Below are 19,566 nucleotides of genomic sequence, written 5' to 3'. Positions count from 1 at the left end.
CCACGGCCCGGTGTTTGCTGCACGACGTGACACGATGACTGCCGGGCATATAGGGCATTAACTTCCCTTCGTCCGATCCGCACCAGAGCTTCAACGCACATTGCGTTATCATGCGCCACCTGTAACACGACACGGACTTTGACATGCAGGCTGACGAGATGCTGAACCGCCAATGACATCAATGGCCAGAAACGACCTCCCCCTGGAGCTTGCCAACGTCGGTGTACGTCCGGCTGATCGACTGGGTTTCACCATGATGATCGCCGCGCTGATCCACCTGGCGGTGATCCTTGGCGTGGGCTTTACCTATGTAAAGCCGGAACAGATCTCGCAGACGCTGGAAATCACCCTCGCCACCTTCAAGAGCGAAGAGAAGCCCAAACAGGCAGACTTTCTCGCCCAGGACGACCAGCAGGGCAGCGGTACGCTGGACAAGGCCGAAACGCTCAAGACCACCGAAATCGCGCCCTATCAGGACACCAAGGTCAACAAGGTAACGCCGCCTCCGGCCAGCAAGCCGGTGGTCAAGCAGGAAGCGCCGAAAACCGCCGTCGCCACCACCGCACCCAGCCCGCAGAAAACCGTCGCCAAGCGTGAAGAGGTCAAACCCGAGCCCACCGCCAAGGCCGCCCCGGCCTTCGACAGCTCGCAACTGAGCAATGAAATTGCCAGTCTCGAGGCTGAACTGTCCGCCGAGCAGCAGCTGTACGCCAAACGCCCCAAGATCCATCGCCTGAACGCAGCCTCGACCATGCGTGACAAGGGTGCCTGGTACAAGGATGACTGGCGCAAGAAAGTCGAACGGGTCGGCAACCTGAACTACCCGGAAGAAGCGCGCCGCAAGCAGATCTACGGAAACTTGCGACTACTGGTATCGATCAACCGCGATGGCTCGCTGTACGAAGTGTTGGTGCTGGAGTCCTCCGGGCAGCCACTGCTGGACCAGGCCGCGCAGCGAATCGTGCGTCTGGCTGCGCCATTTGCGCCGTTCACCGGCGATCTGGCGGACATCGATCGACTTGAGATTATCCGCACCTGGAAATTCGCCCGCGGCGACAAGCTTTCCAGTAATTGATCCTTTTTTGCCGATACTGCCGACACACGTATAACTGACAGTTGTCAGGCACGCGGCTCAACGCCACACTAGGGCTCATGAAAAAAGTCTCTCCGAGTTACCTCAAGCATCAGTTCTTGATCGCCATGCCGCACATGCACGACGAGAACTTCTCGCAGACCTTGACTTACATCGTCGAGCACAACGCCAATGGCGCTATGGGACTGGTGATCAACCGCCCGCAAAGCCTGACCCTGGCCGACGTGCTCGAACAGTTGCGACCGGAGCTTCCAGCCCCGGTGCGCTGCCAGCAGATTCCCATTCATTCCGGCGGTCCGGTGCAGACCGACCGTGGCTTCGTGCTGCACCCCAGCGGTCAGACTTTTCAGGCGACCGTCAACCTGCCGGGCGGCATCTCGCTTTCCACCTCTCAGGATGTGTTGTTCTCGATTGCCGACGGCTATGGCCCTGATCAAAACGTGATCACCCTGGGCTATGCAGGCTGGGACGCAGGCCAACTGGATGCCGAGATGGCGGCCAATGCCTGGCTGACCTGCTCGTTCGATCCGGCCATCCTGTTCGATGTGGACAGTGAGCTGCGCCTTGATGCCGCAGCCGCACGCCTGGGGGTCAACCTCAGTCTTCTCTCGACCCAGGCAGGACACGCCTGATGGCTGGATTGCGCCTGCTGCTGGGGTTTGATTTCGGCACCAAACAGATCGGTGTTGCGGTCGGCCAGGCCATTACCGGCCAGGCACGCGAGCTGTGCACATTGAAAGCGCAGAACGGCATCCCGGACTGGGACAAGGTTCAGGCGCTGATCAAGGAATGGCAACCCGATGCCATCGTGGTCGGCCTGCCGCTGAACATGGACGGCACACGCAGCAACATGAGCGACCTGGCCGAGAAATTTTCGCGCAAGCTCAATGGCCGTTTCGGCGTGGCGGTGTATACCCACGATGAACGCCTGACCACCTTCGAAGCCAAGGGCGAGCGCATGGCCCGAGGCGGCCAGAAAGGCAGTTACCGCGACAACCCGGTCGACGCCATTGCCGCCGCCCTCCTGCTGCAAGGCTGGCTCGATGAGAACGCTGCGCTGTTGAATGCGTGACTTTTTGTGTCCGCACAGCTTCGAGATACCCGGATTCCACGTTTACGCCTGAGCCGCGCCGCATGGACGGACGCTGCCCGAGCCCTCAAGGAGCAACCATGAGCCTGCCAAACCCCGCCGAACTGATTCGTCAGATGGCCACTGACCTGAACGCTCATCTGAGCAAGCGCGGCATCAGCGACCCTCGCTTCATCGGCATCCGCACCGGCGGCGTATGGGTTGCACAGGCGCTGCTCAAGGCGCTCGACAAGCCCGACCCGCTCGGCACGCTGGATGTTTCCTTCTATCGCGACGACTTCAGCCAGAATGGTCTGCACCCGCAGGTACGCCCGTCTGAGCTGCCGTTCGAGATCGAAGGCCAGCATCTGGTGCTGATCGACGACGTGCTGATGAGCGGCCGCACCATTCGCGCCGCCCTTAATGAGCTGTTCGACTACGGTCGCCCGGCCAGTGTCACGCTGGTCTGCCTGCTGGACCTGGACGCCGGCGAATTGCCGATCTGCCCTGACGTAGTGGGCGCGACGCTGTCTCTGGCGCCACAGGAACGCATCAAACTGTCCGGCCCTGAGCCGCTTGCGCTTGAACTTCAAGACCTCTCTACCGCCCTCTAAGAGTCCTTTGCGATGACGCCTCTCGACGCCAAGCGCCCGCTGCAACTCAACCACCAGGGTCAGCTGCGCCATTTTCTGTCTCTGGACGGCTTGCCTCGCGAGCTGCTCACCGAAATCCTCGACACCGCCGACTCGTTTCTCGAAGTTGGCGCCCGGGCGGTGAAAAAAGTCCCGCTGTTACGGGGCAAGACGGTGTGCAACGTGTTCTTCGAGAACTCGACCCGCACGCGGACCACTTTCGAACTGGCCGCCCAGCGCCTGTCGGCTGACGTGATCACGCTGAACGTTTCGACCTCCTCCACCAGCAAGGGCGAGACGCTGTTCGACACCCTGCGCAACCTTGAAGCCATGGCTGCCGACATGTTCGTCGTGCGTCACGCCGACTCGGGTGCTGCGCATTTCATCGCCGAGCACGTGTGCCCGGAGGTGGCGATCATCAATGGCGGCGACGGCCGCCACGCGCACCCGACCCAGGGCATGCTCGACATGCTGACGATCCGTCGTCACAAGGGTGGTTTCGAGAACCTGTCGGTGGCCATCGTCGGCGACATCCTGCACTCACGCGTGGCGCGCTCCAACATGCTGGCGCTCAAGGCGCTGGGCTGCCCGGACATCCGTGTGATCGGGCCGAAAACCCTGCTGCCGGTCGGCATCGAGCAGTATGGCGTGAAGGTCTACACCGACCTGAACCAAGGTTTGAAAGACGTGGACGTGGTCATCATGCTGCGCCTGCAACGCGAACGCATGACCGGCGGCCTGCTGCCCAGCGAAGGCGAGTTTTACCGCCTGTTCGGGCTGACCACTGCACGTCTGGCCGTCGCGAAACCCGACGCTATCGTCATGCATCCCGGCCCGATCAATCGTGGCGTGGAAATCGAGTCGGCGGTGGCCGACGGGGCTCATTCGGTGATTCTCAATCAGGTGACCTACGGCATCGCCGTGCGCATGGCCGTGCTGTCCATGGCCATGAGCGGACAGACCGCACAACGACAGTTCGAGCAGGAGAACGCCCAGTGAAGCTCAGTATTCTCGGCGCTCGCGTCATCGACCCGGTCAGCGGACTGGATCAAGTTACCGATCTGCACATCGAGGCGTGCAAGGTGCTGGCGATCGGTGCGGCACCAGCCGGTTTCGAAGCGGGCCAGACCATCGACGCCACCGGCCTGGTCGCCGCGCCCGGCCTGGTCGACCTCAATGTCTCCCTGCGCGAGCCGGGTTATAGCCGCAAAGGCAGTATCGCCAGCGAAACCCGCGCGGCAACCGCAGGCGGCGTGACCAGCGTGTGCTGCCCGCCGCGCACCAAACCGGTACTGGACACCTCGGCGGTCGCCGAACTGATTCTGGACCGCGCCCGCGAAGCCGGTTTCAGCAAGGTGTTTCCTATCGGCGCGCTGAGCAAAGGCCTGGAAGGCGAGCAACTGGCAGAGCTGATCGCCCTGCGCGATGCCGGCTGCGTCGCTTTTGGCAACGGGCTGAGCAGCTTCAACAACACCCGCACCCTGTGCCGGGCGCTGGAATACGCGGCCACTTTTGACCTGACGGTGATTTTCAATTCGCAGGATCGTGATCTGGCCGAAGGCGGACTGGCGCACGACGGACCGACGGCCAGCTTCCTCGGGCTGGCAGGCATTCCGGAGACCGCTGAAACGGTCGCTCTGGCACGTGACCTGTTGCTGGTGGAGCAAAGCGGCGTGCGTGCGCACTTCAGCCAGTTGACCAGTGCTCGCGGCGCGGCCTTGATAGCCCAGGCGCAGGCGCGCGGACTGCCGGTCACAGCGGATGTGGCGTTGTATCAGTTGATCCTGACGGATGAGGCGCTGATCGACTTCTCCAGCCTGTACCACGTCCAGCCGCCGCTGCGCACCCGCGCCGACCGCGATGGCCTGCGTGAGGCGGTGAAGTCCGGGGTGATTCAAGCCATTTCCAGCCACCACCAGCCTCACGAGCGCGACGCCAAGCTGGCGCCGTTTGGCGCTACCGAGCCTGGCATCAGCAGCGTGGAGTTGTTGCTGCCGCTGGCCATGACGCTGGTCGAGGATGGTCTGCTCGACCTCCCCACCCTGCTCGCCCGCCTGAGCAGCGGCCCGGCCGCCGCCCTGCGCCTGCCAGCCGGCAAGTTGGGTGCCGGTGCGCCCGCCGACATCGTCCTGTTCGACCCGGCGGCGTCCACGCTTGCCGGCGAAACCTGGCTGTCCAAAGGCGAAAACTGCCCCTTCATCGGCCACTGCCTGCCAGGTTCGGTGCGCTACACCCTGGTGGACGGGCGGATCAGCTATAGCCGAGAGGCGTGATTCAGCCCCGTGCAGGCTCTGACCGAGTCTGCACTGGGGATGCCGTTACGCTTGATTCTGCGCGCTCTCGCGCCTCCCGCAATGGCGTTGCCGAGCCTCAACCGCGCTGTGCATTCTTCATGGATATCTGGTCATTCAGCGTCCAGAAGTCATACAGGATGCCGATCAGGAACAGGCCGCCGGTCAGCAGGTAGATGATCCCGGTGATCCACTTGCCCTGGTACATGCGATGCACGCCGAACAGACCGAGGAAAGTCAGCAGCACCCAGGCCACGCTGTAGTCGGTGGAGCCGGGTGTGAAACGCAGATCGGCCTGGCGATCCATCGACGGGATCAGGAACAGGTCGATCAACCAGCCGATGCCGAACAGGCCGAAGGTGAAGAACCAGATCGTTCCGGTCACCGGCTTTCCGTAATAGAAACGGTGCGCGCCCAGAAACCCCAGAATCCACAACAGATAACCCATCACCTTGCTGTGCGTGTCGGAGCGATAGCCGTTCATTTGTAACCTCTTTGAGCCAATAGAAAAAAATAAATAACAATTTTGTGACTTCACTGTCGTCTTCCGACGTATGGCATGACGCCTGTCACAACACCGTCAAACCCTTGTCGCCAAAGGAATTACGGCGAAAAAGGAAAGAGTCTGTCGCACATTTTGCAATGATGCCACTGTGATCCACTCGACAAATGGGGTCAGGTTTTTCGAAAAAGCTGTTATAAAGTTGCGCGCTGACCACTATGAGCCCTGCCGAATGCGTCCTTTTTTCAAGACATGGCTAACCATTTGCCTATTTATGCCACTGGCCGCCCACGCCACCAATCGTGAGCAACAGCTTCCTGCTAGCTTCTCGGGCTACACCGCAAAAAGTCACTCTTCGCCCGCGATCGCAACGCGCACTGCGCCTCAGGAAGCCACCGTCGTCCCTCATGCCACGCGAAACGCCCGTGCCGTTCAGACGCCGGTTTCGCGAAAGAATTCAGCCAAGGCCGTCAACGCGCAAGCGCTGGCAGCAGGTAATGCCAAGCAGGGAAACGCCGTTGTGAAACGCGCGCTGCAGGCGGTGGGCACGCCCTATCGCTGGGGCGGCACCACGCCTGGCAAAGGTCTGGATTGCAGCGGTCTGGTGAAGTACGCCTACACCGACGTACGTGAGGTCGACCTGCCCCGCACGTCCAACGCCATGGCTCAAGGCCACGGGCAGACAGTGGACCGCAAGGATTTGAAACCGGGTGATCTGCTGTTCTTCAACATCAAGAGCCGCAACATCAACCATGTGGCGATCTACCTGGGCGACAACAAGTTCGTTCACGCGCCACGCCGTGGCAAGGCTGTTACTGTCGATACGCTGAAAAAGCCGTACTGGAACAGCCATTACAAGATCGCCAAACGCGTTCTGCCGAAACAGACCACGCCACAAATGCGGGTCGTGCAGCGCTGATCCACCCCAGGCCTGCCACCGTGCAGGCCTGATTCTCCCCTTCATTTCTCTCTTGCCACACCGTCAGAAGTTGTCGGGTATCTTGGCGCGCTCGCGAGCGGCGTCTCGCGTGATCAACCCTTTCTTGAGCAGGTCGGCCAGGCACATGTCCAGCGTCTGCATGCCCAGCGAACCGCCGGTTTGCATGGCCGAATACATCTGCGCCACCTTGTCCTCGCGAATCAGGTTACGAATCGCGGGCGTACCCATCATGATTTCGTGCGCCGCAACGCGCCCGCCGCCCACTTTCTTCAGCAGTGACTGCGACACCACTGCATGCAGGGATTCGGACAACATCGAGCGAATCATGGATTTTTCCTGAGCAGGAAATACGTCCACGACCCGGTCGATGGTCTTGGCCGCCGAGGTGGTGTGCAAAGTGCCGAACACCAGGTGACCGGTCTCCGCTGCTGTCAGCGCAAGGCGAATGGTTTCAAGGTCACGCAGCTCGCCGACCATGATCACATCCGGGTCCTCACGCAGTGCCGAACGCAACGCTTCCGAGAAGCCCAGTGTGTCGCGATGCACTTCACGCTGGTTGACCAGGCACTTCTTGGAGTCGTGAACGAATTCGATCGGGTCTTCGATGGTCAGGATGTGGTGGTGCTTGTTGCAGTTGAGGTAGTCGATCATCGCCGCCAGCGTTGTCGACTTGCCTGACCCGGTCGGGCCGGTCACCAGCACCAGGCCGCGGGGCACGTCTGTAATCTTGCGAAACACACTGCCCATGCCCAGGTCTTCCATGCTCAGAATCCTGGAGGGAATGGTCCGGAATACCGCACCTGCACCCCGGTTCTGATTGAAGGCATTGACCCGAAAGCGTGCCACGCCCGGCACCTCGAACGAGAAGTCAGTCTCCAGGTACTCCTCGAAGTCCTGACGCTGCTTGTCATTCATGATGTCGTAGATCAGCGCCTTGGTTTCCTTGGCGTCGAGCGGGGGCAGGTTGATCCGCCGCACATCGCCGTCGACCCGAATCATCGGAGGAAGGCCTGCAGAGAGGTGCAAGTCCGACGCGCCCTGTTTGGCACTGAAGGCCAGCAGCTCGGTAATATCCATACAGCTCCTCAATCACATAGAATGCCGCAGACTTTAGCCCTGCTGGCGCAAATCAATGTCCACGATAGCATCGAACATTTCAACGCTCGAACAGCGAATTCGTACGGCGACCCTCGCGGCCCGGCGCGACCCGGCTTCGGTGGGTCTGCTGGCGGTGAGCAAAACCAAGCCTTCCAGCGACCTGCGTGAAGCCTATGCTGCCGGTTTGCGCGACTTTGGCGAGAACTATTTGCAGGAAGCCCTGAGCAAACAGTCTGAATTGGCCGACCTGCCCTTGTGCTGGCACTTCATTGGCCCCATTCAATCGAACAAGACGCGCGCAATCGCCGAACACTTCGCCTGGGTACATTCCGTGGATCGCCTGAAAATCGCTCAACGCCTGTCCGAGCAACGTCCTGAAGGCCTGGAACCGCTCAACATCTGCATTCAGGTCAATGTCAGCGGCGAGGCCAGCAAATCCGGCTGCACGCCAGAGGACCTGCCTGCATTGGCCAGCGCTATCAGCGCACTGCCGCGCCTGAAGCTGCGTGGCCTGATGGCGATTCCCGAGCCGACTGAAGACCGCGATGAGCAGGAGGCTGCGTTTGCAGCTGTACGCACGCTGCAGGAGCAACTGGGCCTGCCGCTCGACACACTCTCCATGGGCATGAGCCACGACCTGGAAGCCGCCATCGCGCAAGGCGCAACCTGGGTCAGGGTCGGCACCGCTCTGTTTGGCGCCCGCGACTACGGCCAGACCTAACTCCACACAAGGACCTCATTGATGAGCAAGACTCGTATCGCCTTCATCGGCGCAGGAAACATGGCCTCCAGCCTGATTGGCGGCCTGCGCGCGCAAGGCGTTGACGCGGCGCTGATCTGCGCCAGCGCGCCGGGTGCCGAAACTCGCGAACGCATTGCGACCGAGCATGGCATCAGCGTATTTGCCGACAACGCCGAGGCGGTCAGGCATGCGGATGTTGTGGTGCTGGCGGTCAAACCGCAGATGATGAAGGCCGTGTGCCAGGCGCTCAAACCCAGCCTTGAAGCGCATCAACTGATCGTGTCGGTTGCCGCGGGCATCACCTGCGCTAGCCTGACCGCCTGGCTCGGCGAGCTACCTGTCGTACGCTGCATGCCCAATACGCCTTCGCTGCTGCGCCAGGGCGCGAGCGGCCTGTACGCCACGGCGAATGTCACTGCGGCACAACGCGAGCAGGCCGAGCACATGCTGTCGGCCGTCGGGATTGCGGTCTGGGTCGAGCAGGAAAAACACATGGACGCCGTGACCGCTGTGTCCGGCAGCGGTCCTGCGTATTTCTTCCTGATGATGGAAGCGATGACCGCCGCAGGTGTGAAACTGGGCCTGCCGGAAGACATCGCTAAAAAGCTCACCCTGCAAACCGCGCTGGGCTCGGCGCTGATCGCCACCGGCAGCGACGCGGATGCAGGCGAACTGCGTCGCCGTGTCACCTCGCCAGGCGGGACCACGGAAGCAGCGATCAAGGCATTTCAGACAGGCGGGTTCGAAGCACTGGTGGAAGCCGCGCTGACCGCCGCCGATCATCGCGCAGCCGAACTGGCTGAGCAACTGGGCAACTAATTTTCAGGTCTTTTTCGGAGCAGATTGATGATCGGATTGAACACCGCTGCAATTTTCGTCCTGCAAACCCTCGGCAGTCTGTACCTGCTGATCGTCCTGTTGCGCTTTGTGCTGCAACTGGTGCGCGCCAACTTCTACAACCCGCTGAGCCAGTTCATCGTCAAGGCCACTCAGCCGCTGCTCAAGCCACTGCGCCGTATCATCCCGAGTGTATTCGGGCTGGACATGTCGTCACTGGTGCTGGCGATCATTGTGCAGATTATTTTGATGACCCTGACGCTGCTGTTGATGTTCGGCACAACGGGTGATCCGCTGAAACTGCCGGTCTGGGCGATCATTGGCGTCACTGCGCTGTTCCTGAATATTTTCTTCTTCGCGCTGATCGTGAGCGTGATCCTGTCATGGGTCGCACCAGGCAGTCACAATCCGGCGGCGGAACTGGTCAATCAGATCTGCGAACCGGCACTGGCACCCTTCCGCAAAATCGTCCCGAATCTGGGCGGTCTCGACATCTCGCCGATCCTGGCGTTTCTGGTGATCAAGCTGCTGGACATGCTGGTCATCAACAACCTGGCGATCATGAGCGGTATGCCAGACGTGCTGCGTTTGTTGATGTAATCCATCGACAAAGAGCGTACCCATGCGCTGCGTGGGTACGTTCTGCCGCTGGAACGCATGTCCAGGTCAGCTCCCACCACTGCCCCTGCCTGCCTGACGACCATTCCCTTATTGCCGCTACACCCCACGGTCTTTAGACTTACGCCTCATTCAAGCGAGAGCAGGGTCGATGCCCACGGTCTTTCCCCACGATTCTGTCGGTCTGGTCACACCGCAACTGGCCCATTTCAGCGAGCCTCTGGCGCTGGCGTGTGGCCGTTCGCTGCCGGCCTACGACCTGATTTACGAAACCTACGGTCAACTCAACGCCACAGCCAGCAACGCCGTGCTGATCTGTCACGCGCTGTCCGGGCATCATCATGCGGCGGGCTTTCACAGCGCCGACGATCGCAAGCCCGGCTGGTGGGACAGTTGCATCGGTCCCGGCAAGCCCATCGACACCCAAAAATTCTTCGTCGTCAGCCTGAACAACCTGGGCGGCTGCAACGGCTCGACCGGCCCCAGCAGCATCGATCCGGACACCGGCAAGCCGTTCGGTGCCAACTTCCCGGTCGTGACCGTGGAAGACTGGGTCAACAGTCAGGCCCGGCTGGCCGACGTGTTGGGCATTGCGCAGTGGGCGGCGGTCATCGGCGGCAGTCTGGGCGGCATGCAGGCGCTGCAATGGACCATCAGCTACCCGGAGCGCGTGCGCCACTGCCTGGCAATCGCCTCGGCTCCCAAGCTGTCGGCACAGAACATCGCGTTCAACGAAGTGGCGCGTCAGGCCATTCTCACCGATCCCGAATTCCATGGCGGCTCGTTTCAGGAGCGCGGTGTGATCCCCAAGCGCGGGCTGATGCTGGCGCGCATGGTCGGGCACATCACCTACCTGTCCGATGACTCGATGGGCGAGAAATTCGGCCGTGGTCTGAAGAGCGAAAAACTCAACTACGACTTCCACAGCGTCGAGTTTCAGGTCGAGAGCTACCTGCGTTATCAGGGCGAAGAGTTTTCCGGGCGTTTCGACGCCAATACCTACCTGTTGATGACCAAAGCGCTGGATTACTTCGACCCGGCAGCAAACTTCAACGATGACCTGGCCAAGACGTTTGCCAACGCCACGGCGAAGTTCTGCGTGATGTCGTTCACCACCGACTGGCGCTTCTCGCCCGCGCGTTCCCGCGAGCTGGTGGACGCGCTGATGGCTGCACGCAAGGACGTCTGCTACCTGGAAATCGACGCGCCTCAGGGCCACGACGCCTTTCTGATCCCGATCCCGCGCTACCTGCAGGCGTTCAGTAATTACATGAATCGAATTTCGCTGTGAGGATGTCATGAGAGCCGATCTGGAAATCATCCAGGAATGGATCCCCGCTGGCAGCCGCGTGCTCGACCTGGGGTGCGGTGACGGCGAGCTGCTGACCTGGCTGCGTGACCACAAGCAGGTTACCGGCTACGGACTGGAAAACGATGCAGACAACATCGCCCAGTGTGTCGCCAAGGGCATCAATGTCATCGAACAGGACCTGGACAAAGGGCTTGGCAACTTCGCCAGCAACAGTTTCGACGTCGTGGTCATGACCCAGGCGCTGCAGGCCGTGCATTACCCGGACCGCATCCTCGACGAGATGCTGCGCGTCGGGCGTCAGTGCATCATCACCTTCCCGAACTTCGGCCACTGGCGCTGCCGCTGGTATCTGGCGAGCAAGGGGCGCATGCCGGTCTCCGACTTTCTGCCGTACACCTGGTACAACACGCCGAACATTCACTTCTGCACCTTCGGCGATTTCGAAGAGCTGTGCCGTGAACGCGACGCGCAAGTCCTCGACCGACTGGCCGTCGATCAGCAACACCGTCACGGGTGGGCCAGCAAACTCTGGCCTAATCTGTTGGGTGAAATCGGCATCTATCGCGTCACCAGCCCTGGGCTGACAGACCACCGGATCGCCGTGTAACGCTGCGTTTTCGAGGAAAGCGACATGAGCCGCCTGATGCTTTCTCTGCTGATCGCCAGCCTCAGCCTGCCTGCGCTGGCAGCGCAAGCCATCAAGGGCAATCGGCAGGAAACATTCGGCGACGTCACCGTTCACTACAACACCTTCAATTCGACGGTGCTGCAACCGGACATCGCAAAGGGTGCCGAGCTGATCCGCAGCAAGGAACAGGGCGTCATCAACCTCTCGGTGGTCCGTAACGGAAAGCCGCAACCGGCGCAGGTCAGCGGCACGATCAAGGATCTGACCAACGACGCGCTGCCGTTGAATTTCAAGCCGGTTACCGAATACGGCGCGGTCAGCTACGTGGCGCAGTACCCTGTGCCGCAGCAGGAAGTGCGAATTTTCGACATTGCTGTCCAGACGGGCGGCGCTACTTACCGTTTCAGTTTTAACCAGGAACTCTTTCCGGGCCCATGATGAACCTTACCCAACTCGTACTGGCCAGCCACAACGCTGGCAAGCTCAAAGAACTCCAGGCCATGCTCGGCGACAGCGTCACCCTGCGCTCGGTAGGCGAATTCAGTCAGGTTGAACCTGAAGAGACCGGCCTGTCGTTCGTCGAGAACGCCATCCTCAAGGCTCGCAATGCAGCACGCCTGTCCGGCCTGCCTGCGCTGGCAGACGACTCGGGGCTGGCCGTGGATTTTCTCGGCGGTGCGCCGGGCATTTATTCGGCACGCTACGCAGACGGCAAGGGCGACGCGGCCAACAACGCCAAACTGCTGGAGGCGCTGAAAGACGTGCCGGACGAGCAACGCGGTGCGCAGTTCGTGTGTGTACTGGCGCTGGTGCGTCACGCTGACGACCCGCTGCCGATTCTGTGTGAGGGCCTGTGGCACGGGCGCATCCTGCATGCGGCCAGCGGCGACCATGGCTTTGGCTACGACCCACTGTTCTGGGTGCCCGAGCGCGACTGCTCCAGCGCAGAACTGGGCCCTGTGGAGAAAAACCAGCTCAGCCATCGCGCCCGCGCCATGGTTCTGCTGCGCCAGCGCCTGGGTCTGAAATGATCCACGATCCGCCTGCGCAGCCGCTGTTCCTGGGCGAGACCGGTTTCTCGTCCGAAGGCCCGCGCCCTGCGCTGCCGCACCTGCCGCCGCTGTCGCTGTACATCCATATCCCATGGTGCGTGCGCAAATGCCCGTACTGCGATTTCAACTCGCACACCGCAAGCCCGGTGCTGCCGGAACAGGAATACGTGGACGCGCTGCTGGCCGACCTGGATCAGGATCTGCCACACGTCTACGGCCGCGAACTGCAATCGATCTTCTTCGGTGGTGGCACACCCAGTCTGTTCAGCGCCGACGCGCTGGGCCGCTTGCTCAAAGGGGTGGAGCAGCGTATTCGCTTCGCCAGCGACATTGAAATCACCCTGGAAGCCAACCCCGGCACGTTCGAGCAGGCCAAGTTCAGCGCCTATCGCGCACTGGGCATCAATCGGCTGTCCATTGGCATTCAGAGCTTTCAGGAATCCAAACTCAAGGCGCTGGGCCGGATCCATAACGGCGACGAAGCAATCCGTGCCGCGGACATGGCGCGTCAGGCCGGATTCGACAATTTCAATCTGGACCTGATGCACGGCTTACCGGATCAGTCACAGGACGAAGCACTGGCTGACCTGCACCAGGCCATCGCACTGAAACCGACGCACCTGTCCTGGTATCAACTGACGCTGGAACCCAATACGGTGTTCTGGAACCAGCCACCCGTGCTGCCGGAAGACGACATTCTCTGGGATATTCAGGAAACGGGTCAGCAACTGCTGGCAGATCATGGCTACGCGCAGTACGAGGTTTCGGCTTACGCCCAGCCCGGAAAACCGGCGCGCCACAATCTGAACTACTGGGCTTTCGGTGATTTCATCGGCATCGGTGCGGGCGCACACGGCAAGCTGAGCCATCTGGACGGGCGTATTTTCCGCACCTGGAAAACGCGGTTGCCCAAGGATTATTTGAACCCGGACAAACCGTTTCAGGCAGGCATGAAGCTGTTGCCACTGGACGAATTACCGTTCGAATTCCTGATGAACGCCCTGCGGCTCACAAAAGGCGTGGACGCTGCATTATTTCGGGAAAGAACGGGTCTAAGCGTCGACTCACTGGCCAGCGCTCGCAAGCAGGCGGAGCAACGCGGTCTGTTGCAGACGGATCCGACACGTCTGGTAGCAACGCCACAAGGCCAGCTTTTCCTCAACGACTTGTTGCAATACTTTCTGATCTAAGGACCCTGCATGGATCTCGTACTCGATCTGCTCGCCACCGTTTCACGCTGGAGTCGCAGCAACCTTTCAGAGATCGCCCTGGCGCTGGTGGGCTGCCTGCTGGTGCTGTTCGGCTCTGACGTCAAAGGCTGGCTGGAGCAACGCGTGGGCAGCATGGCAGGCGCCTTGCGCATCCCGATCATGGCCCTTCTGTGCACCGTCGGCAGCGGCCTGGCCCTGATCTACGCCACTCCCTGGGTCGTGCGCGGCCTGAGCCAGTTCAACAACTACAGCCTTGCGCCGGTGTTGTTGGTGGTACTGGTGCTGATCGGAGTGGTTGCGGACAGGAAGTGATGGCGAGGACCGTGCCCACGCAGAGCGTGGGCACGATCAATGGTTAATCAACCTTCTCGAACTTCAAATCCCAGACCCCATGACCCAGACGTTCGCCACGGCGTTCGAACTTGGTGATCGGGCGCTCGGCGGGACGCGGCACATATTGATTGTCTTCGGCCTGATTGCGGAAACCCGGCGCGACGCTCATCACTTCCAGCATGTACTCGGCGTAAGGGCCCCAGTCGGTGGCCATGTGGAACACGCCACCGGTCTTCAGCTTGCTGCGTACCAAGGCGGCGAACTCGGGCTGCACGATACGGCGCTTGTGGTGACGGCTCTTGTGCCAAGGATCCGGGAAAAACAGCATCAGACGATCCAGACTGTTATCCGCGATGCAGCGGTTCAGCACTTCAATGGCGTCGCAGTCATACACCCGCACGTTGGTCAGGCCCTGAGTCAACACGCCATTGAGCAGCGCACCGACACCGGGGTAATGCACCTCGACGCCGATGAAATCCTGGTCAGGCGCAGCCGCGGCCATTTCCAGCAGCGAATGGCCCATGCCGAAACCGATTTCCAGCGTGCGCGGCGCAGCGCGGCCAAACACCTGATCGAAATCGACCGGCGCATCAGTCAGCGACAGGCCGAACTTCGGGCGACCTTGATCCAGGCCGCGCTGCTGGCCTTCTGTCATGCGGCCGGCTCGCATCACGAAACTCTTGATGCGGCGGTGCTGGCGCTCTTCGCCCTCTTCGGTAGCAGGCGACTCTGGGTGCGGAACGTGCGAATCAGTCATCAACGGGCTCTTACTTGATCAGGCCATCCAGCGGCGAAGATGCGCTGGCATAGAGTTTTCGTGGCATGCGTCCGGCGAGGTACGCCAGACGACCGGCAATTACAGCGTGCTTCATGGCTTCGGCCATCAAGATCGGCTGCTGGGCGTGGGCGATGGCGGAGTTCATCAATACGGCCTCACAGCCCAGCTCCATCGCGATGGTGGCATCGGACGCTGTGCCGACACCGGCATCGACCAGCACCGGCACTTTGGTTTCTTCCAGGATGATCTGCAGGTTATACGGATTGCAGATCCCCAGACCGCTGCCGATCAGGCCGGCCAGCGGCATGATCGCGATGCAGCCAATCTCGGCGAGCTGGCGAGCGATGATCGGGTCATCGCTGGTGTAAACCATCACGTCGAAACCGTCCTTGACCAGCACTTCGGCGGCCTTGAGGGTTTCGATCACGTTGGGGAACAGGGTTTTCTGGTCAGCCAGTACTTCCAGCTTGACCAGATTGCGGCCGTCGAGCAGCTCGCGGGACAGACGGCAGGTACGCACCGCCTCGATCGCATCAAAGCAACCCGCCGTGTTCGGCAGGATGGTGTAGCGATCCGGCGGCAGCACGTCCAGCAGGTTTGGCTCACCCGGGTTCTGGCCCAGGTTCGTACGACGCACCGCAACGGTGACAATCTCGGCACCCGAGGCTTCGATGGCCAGTCGGGTCTGCTCCATGTCCACGTATTTGCCGGTGCCTACCAGCAGGCGCGACTCAAAGGTCCGACCGGCCAGAACGAAGGGCTTGTCGCTGCGAACATTGCTCATCGGGAATCCTCTTCAACTTGCAGATTAGGGGGCGTCGCCGTTCGGGGCTGCGAACTAGCCGCCGCCGATGGCGTGAACCACTTCGACCTGATCACCTTCGGACAGGGCGGTGGTCTCGTGCTGGCTGCGCGGCACGATATCCAGATTCAATTCCACTGCAACGCGACGTCCGGCAAGCTCCAGACGGGTCAGCAGCGCCGCGACGGTTGCGCCGTCGGGCAATTCAAAGGACTCACCGTTCAACTGAATGTGCATGCGAGAGCAGCCATCATTTTAGGGGCCAGCATTCTAGCCCGATCAGCCGGTATGACCAAATCAAAGCCACACCATTCGTCTCAGCCTTCAGGGTAATCAGCCCTGGATTCAGGGCGCAGAACCCAGCCGCCAGGCTGCCAGACCCAGGATCGACCAGCCGAACAGAAACGCGAGGCCGCCGAACGGGGTGATGATCCCCAGCTTGCTGATGCCGGTCAGGGTCAGCGCGTACAGGCTGCCGGAGAACAACAGGATGCCGATGGCGAACGAAACACCGGCCCAGGTCACCAGCCGACCAGGAACCTGAGTCGCCAGCAACGCTACGCCGAGCAGTGCGAGCGCATGCACCAGTTGATACAGCACGCCCGTCTGGAAAATCGCCAGGTACTCGGCAGTCAGGCGTCCTTTCAGGCCATGAGCGGCAAAGGCACCGAGCGCCACGCCGGTGAATCCGAAGAAAGCGGCCAGCATTAAAAAGCTACGAAGCATCAGGAACTCCAGTGAAAAATCGTCCAAAGGCGCACGGTCTGTATAATGGCCCGCTCAACGGGTTCGGCCAAGCCATCTCTATGCTGCAGTCTCTCTTTCGTCGCCTACTCAAAGCCCTGCTGTGGTTCGCTGCCGGCAGCGTCATTCTGGTTCTGATCTTCCGCTGGATACCACCGCCAGGCACGGCGCTGATGGTGGAGCGCAAGATCGAATCCTGGGTTGACGGTCAGCCTATCGACCTGCAGCGCGACTGGCAGCCGTGGGACAAGATTTCCGACAACCTGAAAATCGCCGTCATCGCAGGCGAAGACCAGAAATTCGCCGAGCATTGGGGCTTCGATGTCGACGCCATCCAGGCGGCCATCCTGCATAACGAACGCGGCGGCTCGATCCGCGGCGCCAGCACCCTGAGCCAGCAAGTCTCGAAAAACCTGTTCCTGTGGTCCGGCCGCAGCTACCTGCGCAAAGGCCTGGAAGCCTGGTTCACCACGCTGATCGAGCTGCTGTGGTCCAAGGAGCGCATCCTTGAGGTCTACCTCAACAGCGTCGAATGGGACGAAGGCGTGTTTGGCGCTCAAGCCGCCGCGCAGCATCACTTCCGGGTCAATGCCAGCGCCCTGACCGTCCAGCAAGCCAGCTACCTCGCCGCCGTCCTGCCCAACCCCCGGGAATGGAGCGCCAGCCACCCCAGCAGCTACGTCTCCCGCCGCGCGGGCTGGATCCGCCAGCAGATGCGGCAATTGGGTGGGGATGGGTATCTGGCGAATTTGAATAGCAGCCGTCGGTGGTGATGACTCATGATCCGAACTACTTCTACCAGCTGACATGCAACATTGACGACTACTAACAAAAACGCCCCGATCAGATCGGGGCGTTTTGCATTGCCGTTTCGCGTTACGCCGCTATCGACGTCTTGAGCTTGTTCATCGCGCTCGGCAGAGCCGTTGTATTTTTGCGCCGAGTGAAGAACCGAAAAATATTAAAAAATGAAACAACCCTCTATTACGTATGATTATTTACCTATTCTTGTGGTATCCATCTCCTTTTTTCTCGAAACCTTGTTTAGATATCCAGAATATTTAATCTGACAGGCATTATAGAAAGCCGGGGGAACTTTTCTTGAGCAAAAGAAGATTTCGAACAAAGGTGGAAATGCACAATAAACGCGAAGAACACCTAGGTTAAATCAGCCCTAAAGCAGGTATAAATATCAAAGATGCCGATCCTAAAAGGAGTATCGAAGCATAAAATATCTACTTGAAGCATTCGATAAAAAAACCGAGTATCTTGCTTTCAAAAAAGAAATCCCAGTTGGCAATGACGAACAGCTCAAGAGCATCATGGGCTGGACATCCGAGCAGTGGGGCGATGAAGGCTACAACCTAGAGGTCTCTCAGTTGGAAGCAATCGTCAAGATCATCGGTGATGAGCCCCATGATCCGAATTACTTTTACCAACTGACGTGCAACGCTGACGACCTCTAAAACCAAAATGCTCCGATCTGATCGGCGTGTGTTGTAGTGTTGGGTAATTACGCAGCCACCTAAGCTTTATGCAGGTACACCGATCTTCTTCAGCTGACGAATACGTCCGACGGAGAGTCGCCTCCGCCCCCAAGATCGTGCAATGTGGAATATTACATAACGAGAAACAGAAGCACAGACTAAAGAGGACTACCCCTAATACGAGGATCGAACCATGAAATACTTACTTGAAGCATTCGATAAAAAAACCGATTTCCTCGCTTTTGAAAAAGAAATCCCTCCCGGCAATGACGAACAGCTCAAAAGCATCATGGGCTGGACATCAGAGCAACTGGGCTATGAAGGCTACAATCTTGACGCCGCTCAACTGCAAGCAATCGTCAAACTCATCGGTGACGAGCCCCATGATCCGAACTACTTCTACCAGCTGACATGCAACATTGACGACTACTAACAAAAACGCCCCGATCAGATCGGGGCGTTTTGCGTTACCGGGCTACGTTACGCCGCTATCGACGTCTTGAGCTTGTTCATCGCGCTTTTCTCAAGCTGACGAATACGCTCGGCGGAGACGTTGTACTTCTGCGCCAGGTCGTGCAGCGTGGCTTTTTCTTCTGCCAGCCAGCGCTGGTAGAGGATGTCACGGCTGCGCTCGTCCAGCACGTCCAGCGCCTGATGCAGATTGGCAGTGGAGTTGTCGGTCCAGTCGGAGTCTTCCAACTGACGCGCAGGATCGTAGCGGTGGTCTTCGAGGTAGTTGGCTGGCGACTGGAATGCGCTGTCGTCATCAGCTTCGGCTGCCGGGTCGAAGGCCATGTCGTGGCCGGTCAGGCGGCTTTCCATCTCGCGCACTTCACGCGGCTCCACGCCCAGGCTTTCAGCGACGCGATGCACTTCGTCGTTGTTCAGCCAGGCCAGACGCTTTTTCTGGCTGCGCAGGTTGAAGAACAGCTTGCGCTGCGCCTTGGTCGTGGCGACCTTGACGATGCGCCAGTTGCGCAGGATGAACTCGTGGATTTCAGCCTTGATCCAGTGCACAGCGAACGACACCAGACGCACACCCATTTCAGGGTTGAAACGCTTCACGGCCTTCATCAGGCCGACGTTACCTTCCTGAATCAGATCAGCCTGAGCCAGGCCGTAACCGGAATAGCTGCGTGCGATGTGCACGACAAAACGCAGGTGGGCGAGAACCATCTGCCGAGCCGCCCCCAAATCCTGCTCATAGTAGAGACTCTCAGCCAGTTCACGCTCCTGCTCGGGCGTCAGCAATGGAATGCTGTTCACCGTATGCACATAGGCCTCAAGGTTCGCACCCGGGACCAAGGCATAAGCAGGTTGCAAAGAAGTGGTCATACGAAAAAACCTCCAGCGCACATAAAAGTGCAGTTCAGCACTGCCAGATTGACTTGGAACCG

General features: G+C 60.0%; 26 protein-coding genes. 19 read left to right on the top strand and 7 right to left on the bottom strand.

Going from position 1 to position 19,566, the window contains the following annotated elements:
• Nucleotides 1–172: 172 nt before the first annotated feature.
• The 6 genes from BUB69_RS18515 to BUB69_RS18490 all read left to right on the top strand — a co-directional run bounded on the left by BUB69_RS18515 (nt 173) and on the right by BUB69_RS18490 (nt 5,067).
• Nucleotides 173–1,075, top strand: a complete 903-nt coding sequence (locus tag BUB69_RS18515; protein ID WP_073169256.1) for an energy transducer TonB — start codon at nt 173–175, stop codon at nt 1,073–1,075.
• Between the two features lie 77 nt (nt 1,076–1,152).
• Nucleotides 1,153–1,725, top strand: a complete 573-nt coding sequence (locus BUB69_RS18510; RefSeq protein WP_073169254.1) for a YqgE/AlgH family protein — start codon at nt 1,153–1,155, stop codon at nt 1,723–1,725.
• On the top strand, nt 1,725–2,165 hold the full coding sequence (gene ruvX, locus BUB69_RS18505) for a Holliday junction resolvase RuvX (protein WP_073169252.1): 441 nt from the start codon (nt 1,725–1,727) through the stop codon (nt 2,163–2,165). Before BUB69_RS18510 ends, ruvX begins: the two co-directional genes overlap by 1 nt.
• A 98-nt stretch (nt 2,166–2,263) precedes the next feature.
• The gene (gene pyrR, locus BUB69_RS18500) at nt 2,264–2,776 is read left to right on the top strand and encodes a bifunctional pyr operon transcriptional regulator/uracil phosphoribosyltransferase PyrR (protein ID WP_073169250.1); all 513 of its coding nucleotides are present in this window, start codon (nt 2,264–2,266) and stop codon (nt 2,774–2,776) included.
• Between the two features lie 12 nt (nt 2,777–2,788).
• Nucleotides 2,789–3,793, top strand: coding sequence for an aspartate carbamoyltransferase catalytic subunit (locus tag BUB69_RS18495; RefSeq protein WP_073169248.1), 1,005 nt, complete (start codon nt 2,789–2,791; stop codon nt 3,791–3,793).
• On the top strand, nt 3,790–5,067 hold the full coding sequence (locus tag BUB69_RS18490; protein ID WP_073169246.1) for a dihydroorotase: 1,278 nt from the start codon (nt 3,790–3,792) through the stop codon (nt 5,065–5,067). The genes BUB69_RS18495 and BUB69_RS18490 overlap by 4 nt, the downstream gene beginning before the upstream one ends.
• Before the next feature lie 97 nt (nt 5,068–5,164).
• Here BUB69_RS18490 and BUB69_RS18485 read toward each other — a convergent pair whose 3' ends face one another.
• On the bottom strand, nt 5,165–5,569 hold the full coding sequence (locus tag BUB69_RS18485) for an NINE protein (RefSeq protein WP_024684936.1): 405 nt from the start codon (nt 5,567–5,569) through the stop codon (nt 5,165–5,167).
• 250 nt (nt 5,570–5,819) lie between these two features.
• Here BUB69_RS18485 and BUB69_RS18480 point away from each other — a divergent pair, with 250 nt between their 5' ends.
• Complete coding sequence (locus tag BUB69_RS18480; RefSeq protein ID WP_073169245.1) at nt 5,820–6,506, top strand: C40 family peptidase; 687 nt, start codon at nt 5,820–5,822, stop codon at nt 6,504–6,506.
• Between the two features lie 63 nt (nt 6,507–6,569).
• Here BUB69_RS18480 and BUB69_RS18475 read toward each other — a convergent pair whose 3' ends face one another.
• Nucleotides 6,570–7,604 carry a type IV pilus twitching motility protein PilT gene (locus BUB69_RS18475; protein WP_073169243.1) on the bottom strand — a complete coding sequence of 345 codons (1,035 nt, stop codon included), beginning with the start codon at nt 7,602–7,604 and terminating at the stop codon, nt 6,570–6,572.
• Nucleotides 7,605–7,659: 55 nt separating this feature from the next.
• On the opposite strand from BUB69_RS18475, the gene BUB69_RS18470 reads away from it, so the two are divergent.
• From BUB69_RS18470 to BUB69_RS18430, 9 genes are all read left to right on the top strand, one after another.
• Complete coding sequence (locus BUB69_RS18470) at nt 7,660–8,346, top strand: YggS family pyridoxal phosphate-dependent enzyme (protein ID WP_073169240.1); 687 nt, start codon at nt 7,660–7,662, stop codon at nt 8,344–8,346.
• 21 nt (nt 8,347–8,367) lie between these two features.
• Nucleotides 8,368–9,186 (top strand): pyrroline-5-carboxylate reductase, encoded by an 819-nt coding sequence (gene proC, locus BUB69_RS18465; RefSeq protein WP_073169239.1) that lies wholly within the window; start codon nt 8,368–8,370, stop codon nt 9,184–9,186.
• 27 nt (nt 9,187–9,213) lie between these two features.
• The gene (locus tag BUB69_RS18460; RefSeq protein ID WP_073169237.1) at nt 9,214–9,804 is read left to right on the top strand and encodes a YggT family protein; all 591 of its coding nucleotides are present in this window, start codon (nt 9,214–9,216) and stop codon (nt 9,802–9,804) included.
• A 169-nt stretch (nt 9,805–9,973) separates the two neighbouring features.
• Nucleotides 9,974–11,113 carry a homoserine O-succinyltransferase MetX gene (metX, locus tag BUB69_RS18455; protein ID WP_073169235.1) on the top strand — a complete coding sequence of 380 codons (1,140 nt, stop codon included), beginning with the start codon at nt 9,974–9,976 and terminating at the stop codon, nt 11,111–11,113.
• Between the two features lie 7 nt (nt 11,114–11,120).
• The gene (gene metW, locus BUB69_RS18450; protein WP_024684929.1) at nt 11,121–11,741 is read left to right on the top strand and encodes a methionine biosynthesis protein MetW; all 621 of its coding nucleotides are present in this window, start codon (nt 11,121–11,123) and stop codon (nt 11,739–11,741) included.
• Nucleotides 11,742–11,765: 24 nt separating this feature from the next.
• On the top strand, nt 11,766–12,200 hold the full coding sequence (locus BUB69_RS18445; RefSeq protein WP_073169233.1) for a DUF4426 domain-containing protein: 435 nt from the start codon (nt 11,766–11,768) through the stop codon (nt 12,198–12,200).
• Complete coding sequence (rdgB, locus tag BUB69_RS18440; RefSeq protein WP_163032119.1) at nt 12,197–12,793, top strand: RdgB/HAM1 family non-canonical purine NTP pyrophosphatase; 597 nt, start codon at nt 12,197–12,199, stop codon at nt 12,791–12,793. The genes BUB69_RS18445 and rdgB overlap by 4 nt, the downstream gene beginning before the upstream one ends.
• Complete coding sequence (gene hemW, locus BUB69_RS18435; RefSeq protein ID WP_073169231.1) at nt 12,790–14,004, top strand: radical SAM family heme chaperone HemW; 1,215 nt, start codon at nt 12,790–12,792, stop codon at nt 14,002–14,004. Before rdgB ends, hemW begins: the two co-directional genes overlap by 4 nt.
• Nucleotides 14,005–14,013: 9 nt before the next feature.
• Nucleotides 14,014–14,337 (top strand): DUF3392 domain-containing protein, encoded by a 324-nt coding sequence (locus BUB69_RS18430; protein WP_004884392.1) that lies wholly within the window; start codon nt 14,014–14,016, stop codon nt 14,335–14,337.
• Between the two features lie 43 nt (nt 14,338–14,380).
• Here BUB69_RS18430 and trmB read toward each other — a convergent pair whose 3' ends face one another.
• From trmB to BUB69_RS18410, 4 genes are all read right to left on the bottom strand, one after another.
• A complete protein-coding gene (gene trmB / locus BUB69_RS18425; protein WP_217654471.1) occupies nt 14,381–15,028 on the bottom strand; it encodes a tRNA (guanosine(46)-N7)-methyltransferase TrmB in 648 nt (215 codons plus the stop codon).
• A gap of 97 nt (nt 15,029–15,125) precedes the next feature.
• Nucleotides 15,126–15,920: a thiazole synthase gene (locus BUB69_RS18420; protein ID WP_073169227.1), complete on the bottom strand. Its 795-nt coding sequence runs from the start codon at nt 15,918–15,920 to the stop codon at nt 15,126–15,128.
• A 54-nt stretch (nt 15,921–15,974) separates the two neighbouring features.
• Nucleotides 15,975–16,175: a sulfur carrier protein ThiS gene (gene thiS, locus BUB69_RS18415; protein ID WP_024686366.1), complete on the bottom strand. Its 201-nt coding sequence runs from the start codon at nt 16,173–16,175 to the stop codon at nt 15,975–15,977.
• 108 nt (nt 16,176–16,283) lie between these two features.
• Nucleotides 16,284–16,664 carry a DUF423 domain-containing protein gene (locus tag BUB69_RS18410; RefSeq protein WP_073169225.1) on the bottom strand — a complete coding sequence of 127 codons (381 nt, stop codon included), beginning with the start codon at nt 16,662–16,664 and terminating at the stop codon, nt 16,284–16,286.
• Nucleotides 16,665–16,744: 80 nt separating this feature from the next.
• Between BUB69_RS18410 and mtgA the strand changes: the two genes are divergently transcribed.
• The 3 genes from mtgA (at nt 16,745) to BUB69_RS18395 (ending at nt 18,602) form a co-directional block, all read left to right on the top strand.
• Nucleotides 16,745–17,455 (top strand): monofunctional biosynthetic peptidoglycan transglycosylase, encoded by a 711-nt coding sequence (mtgA, locus tag BUB69_RS18405; RefSeq protein WP_073169288.1) that lies wholly within the window; start codon nt 16,745–16,747, stop codon nt 17,453–17,455.
• A gap of 453 nt (nt 17,456–17,908) precedes the next feature.
• Nucleotides 17,909–18,148 (top strand): DUF7683 domain-containing protein, encoded by a 240-nt coding sequence (locus BUB69_RS29700; protein ID WP_073169223.1) that lies wholly within the window; start codon nt 17,909–17,911, stop codon nt 18,146–18,148.
• Between the two features lie 214 nt (nt 18,149–18,362).
• On the top strand, nt 18,363–18,602 hold the full coding sequence (locus tag BUB69_RS18395) for a DUF7683 domain-containing protein (protein ID WP_073169221.1): 240 nt from the start codon (nt 18,363–18,365) through the stop codon (nt 18,600–18,602).
• Between the two features lie 47 nt (nt 18,603–18,649).
• On the opposite strand, the gene rpoH is transcribed toward BUB69_RS18395, so the two are convergent.
• The gene (gene rpoH / locus BUB69_RS18390) at nt 18,650–19,504 is read right to left on the bottom strand and encodes an RNA polymerase sigma factor RpoH (protein WP_024689060.1); all 855 of its coding nucleotides are present in this window, start codon (nt 19,502–19,504) and stop codon (nt 18,650–18,652) included.
• Nucleotides 19,505–19,566: the final 62 nt, after the last annotated feature.

Origin of the sequence: Pseudomonas asturiensis, assembly GCF_900143095.1 — a bacterium.
GTDB classification, from domain to species: domain Bacteria; phylum Pseudomonadota; class Gammaproteobacteria; order Pseudomonadales; family Pseudomonadaceae; genus Aquipseudomonas; species Aquipseudomonas asturiensis.
Note: the sequence above shows the minus strand (reverse complement) of the source record. Positions and strands in the feature narration are given on the sequence as shown.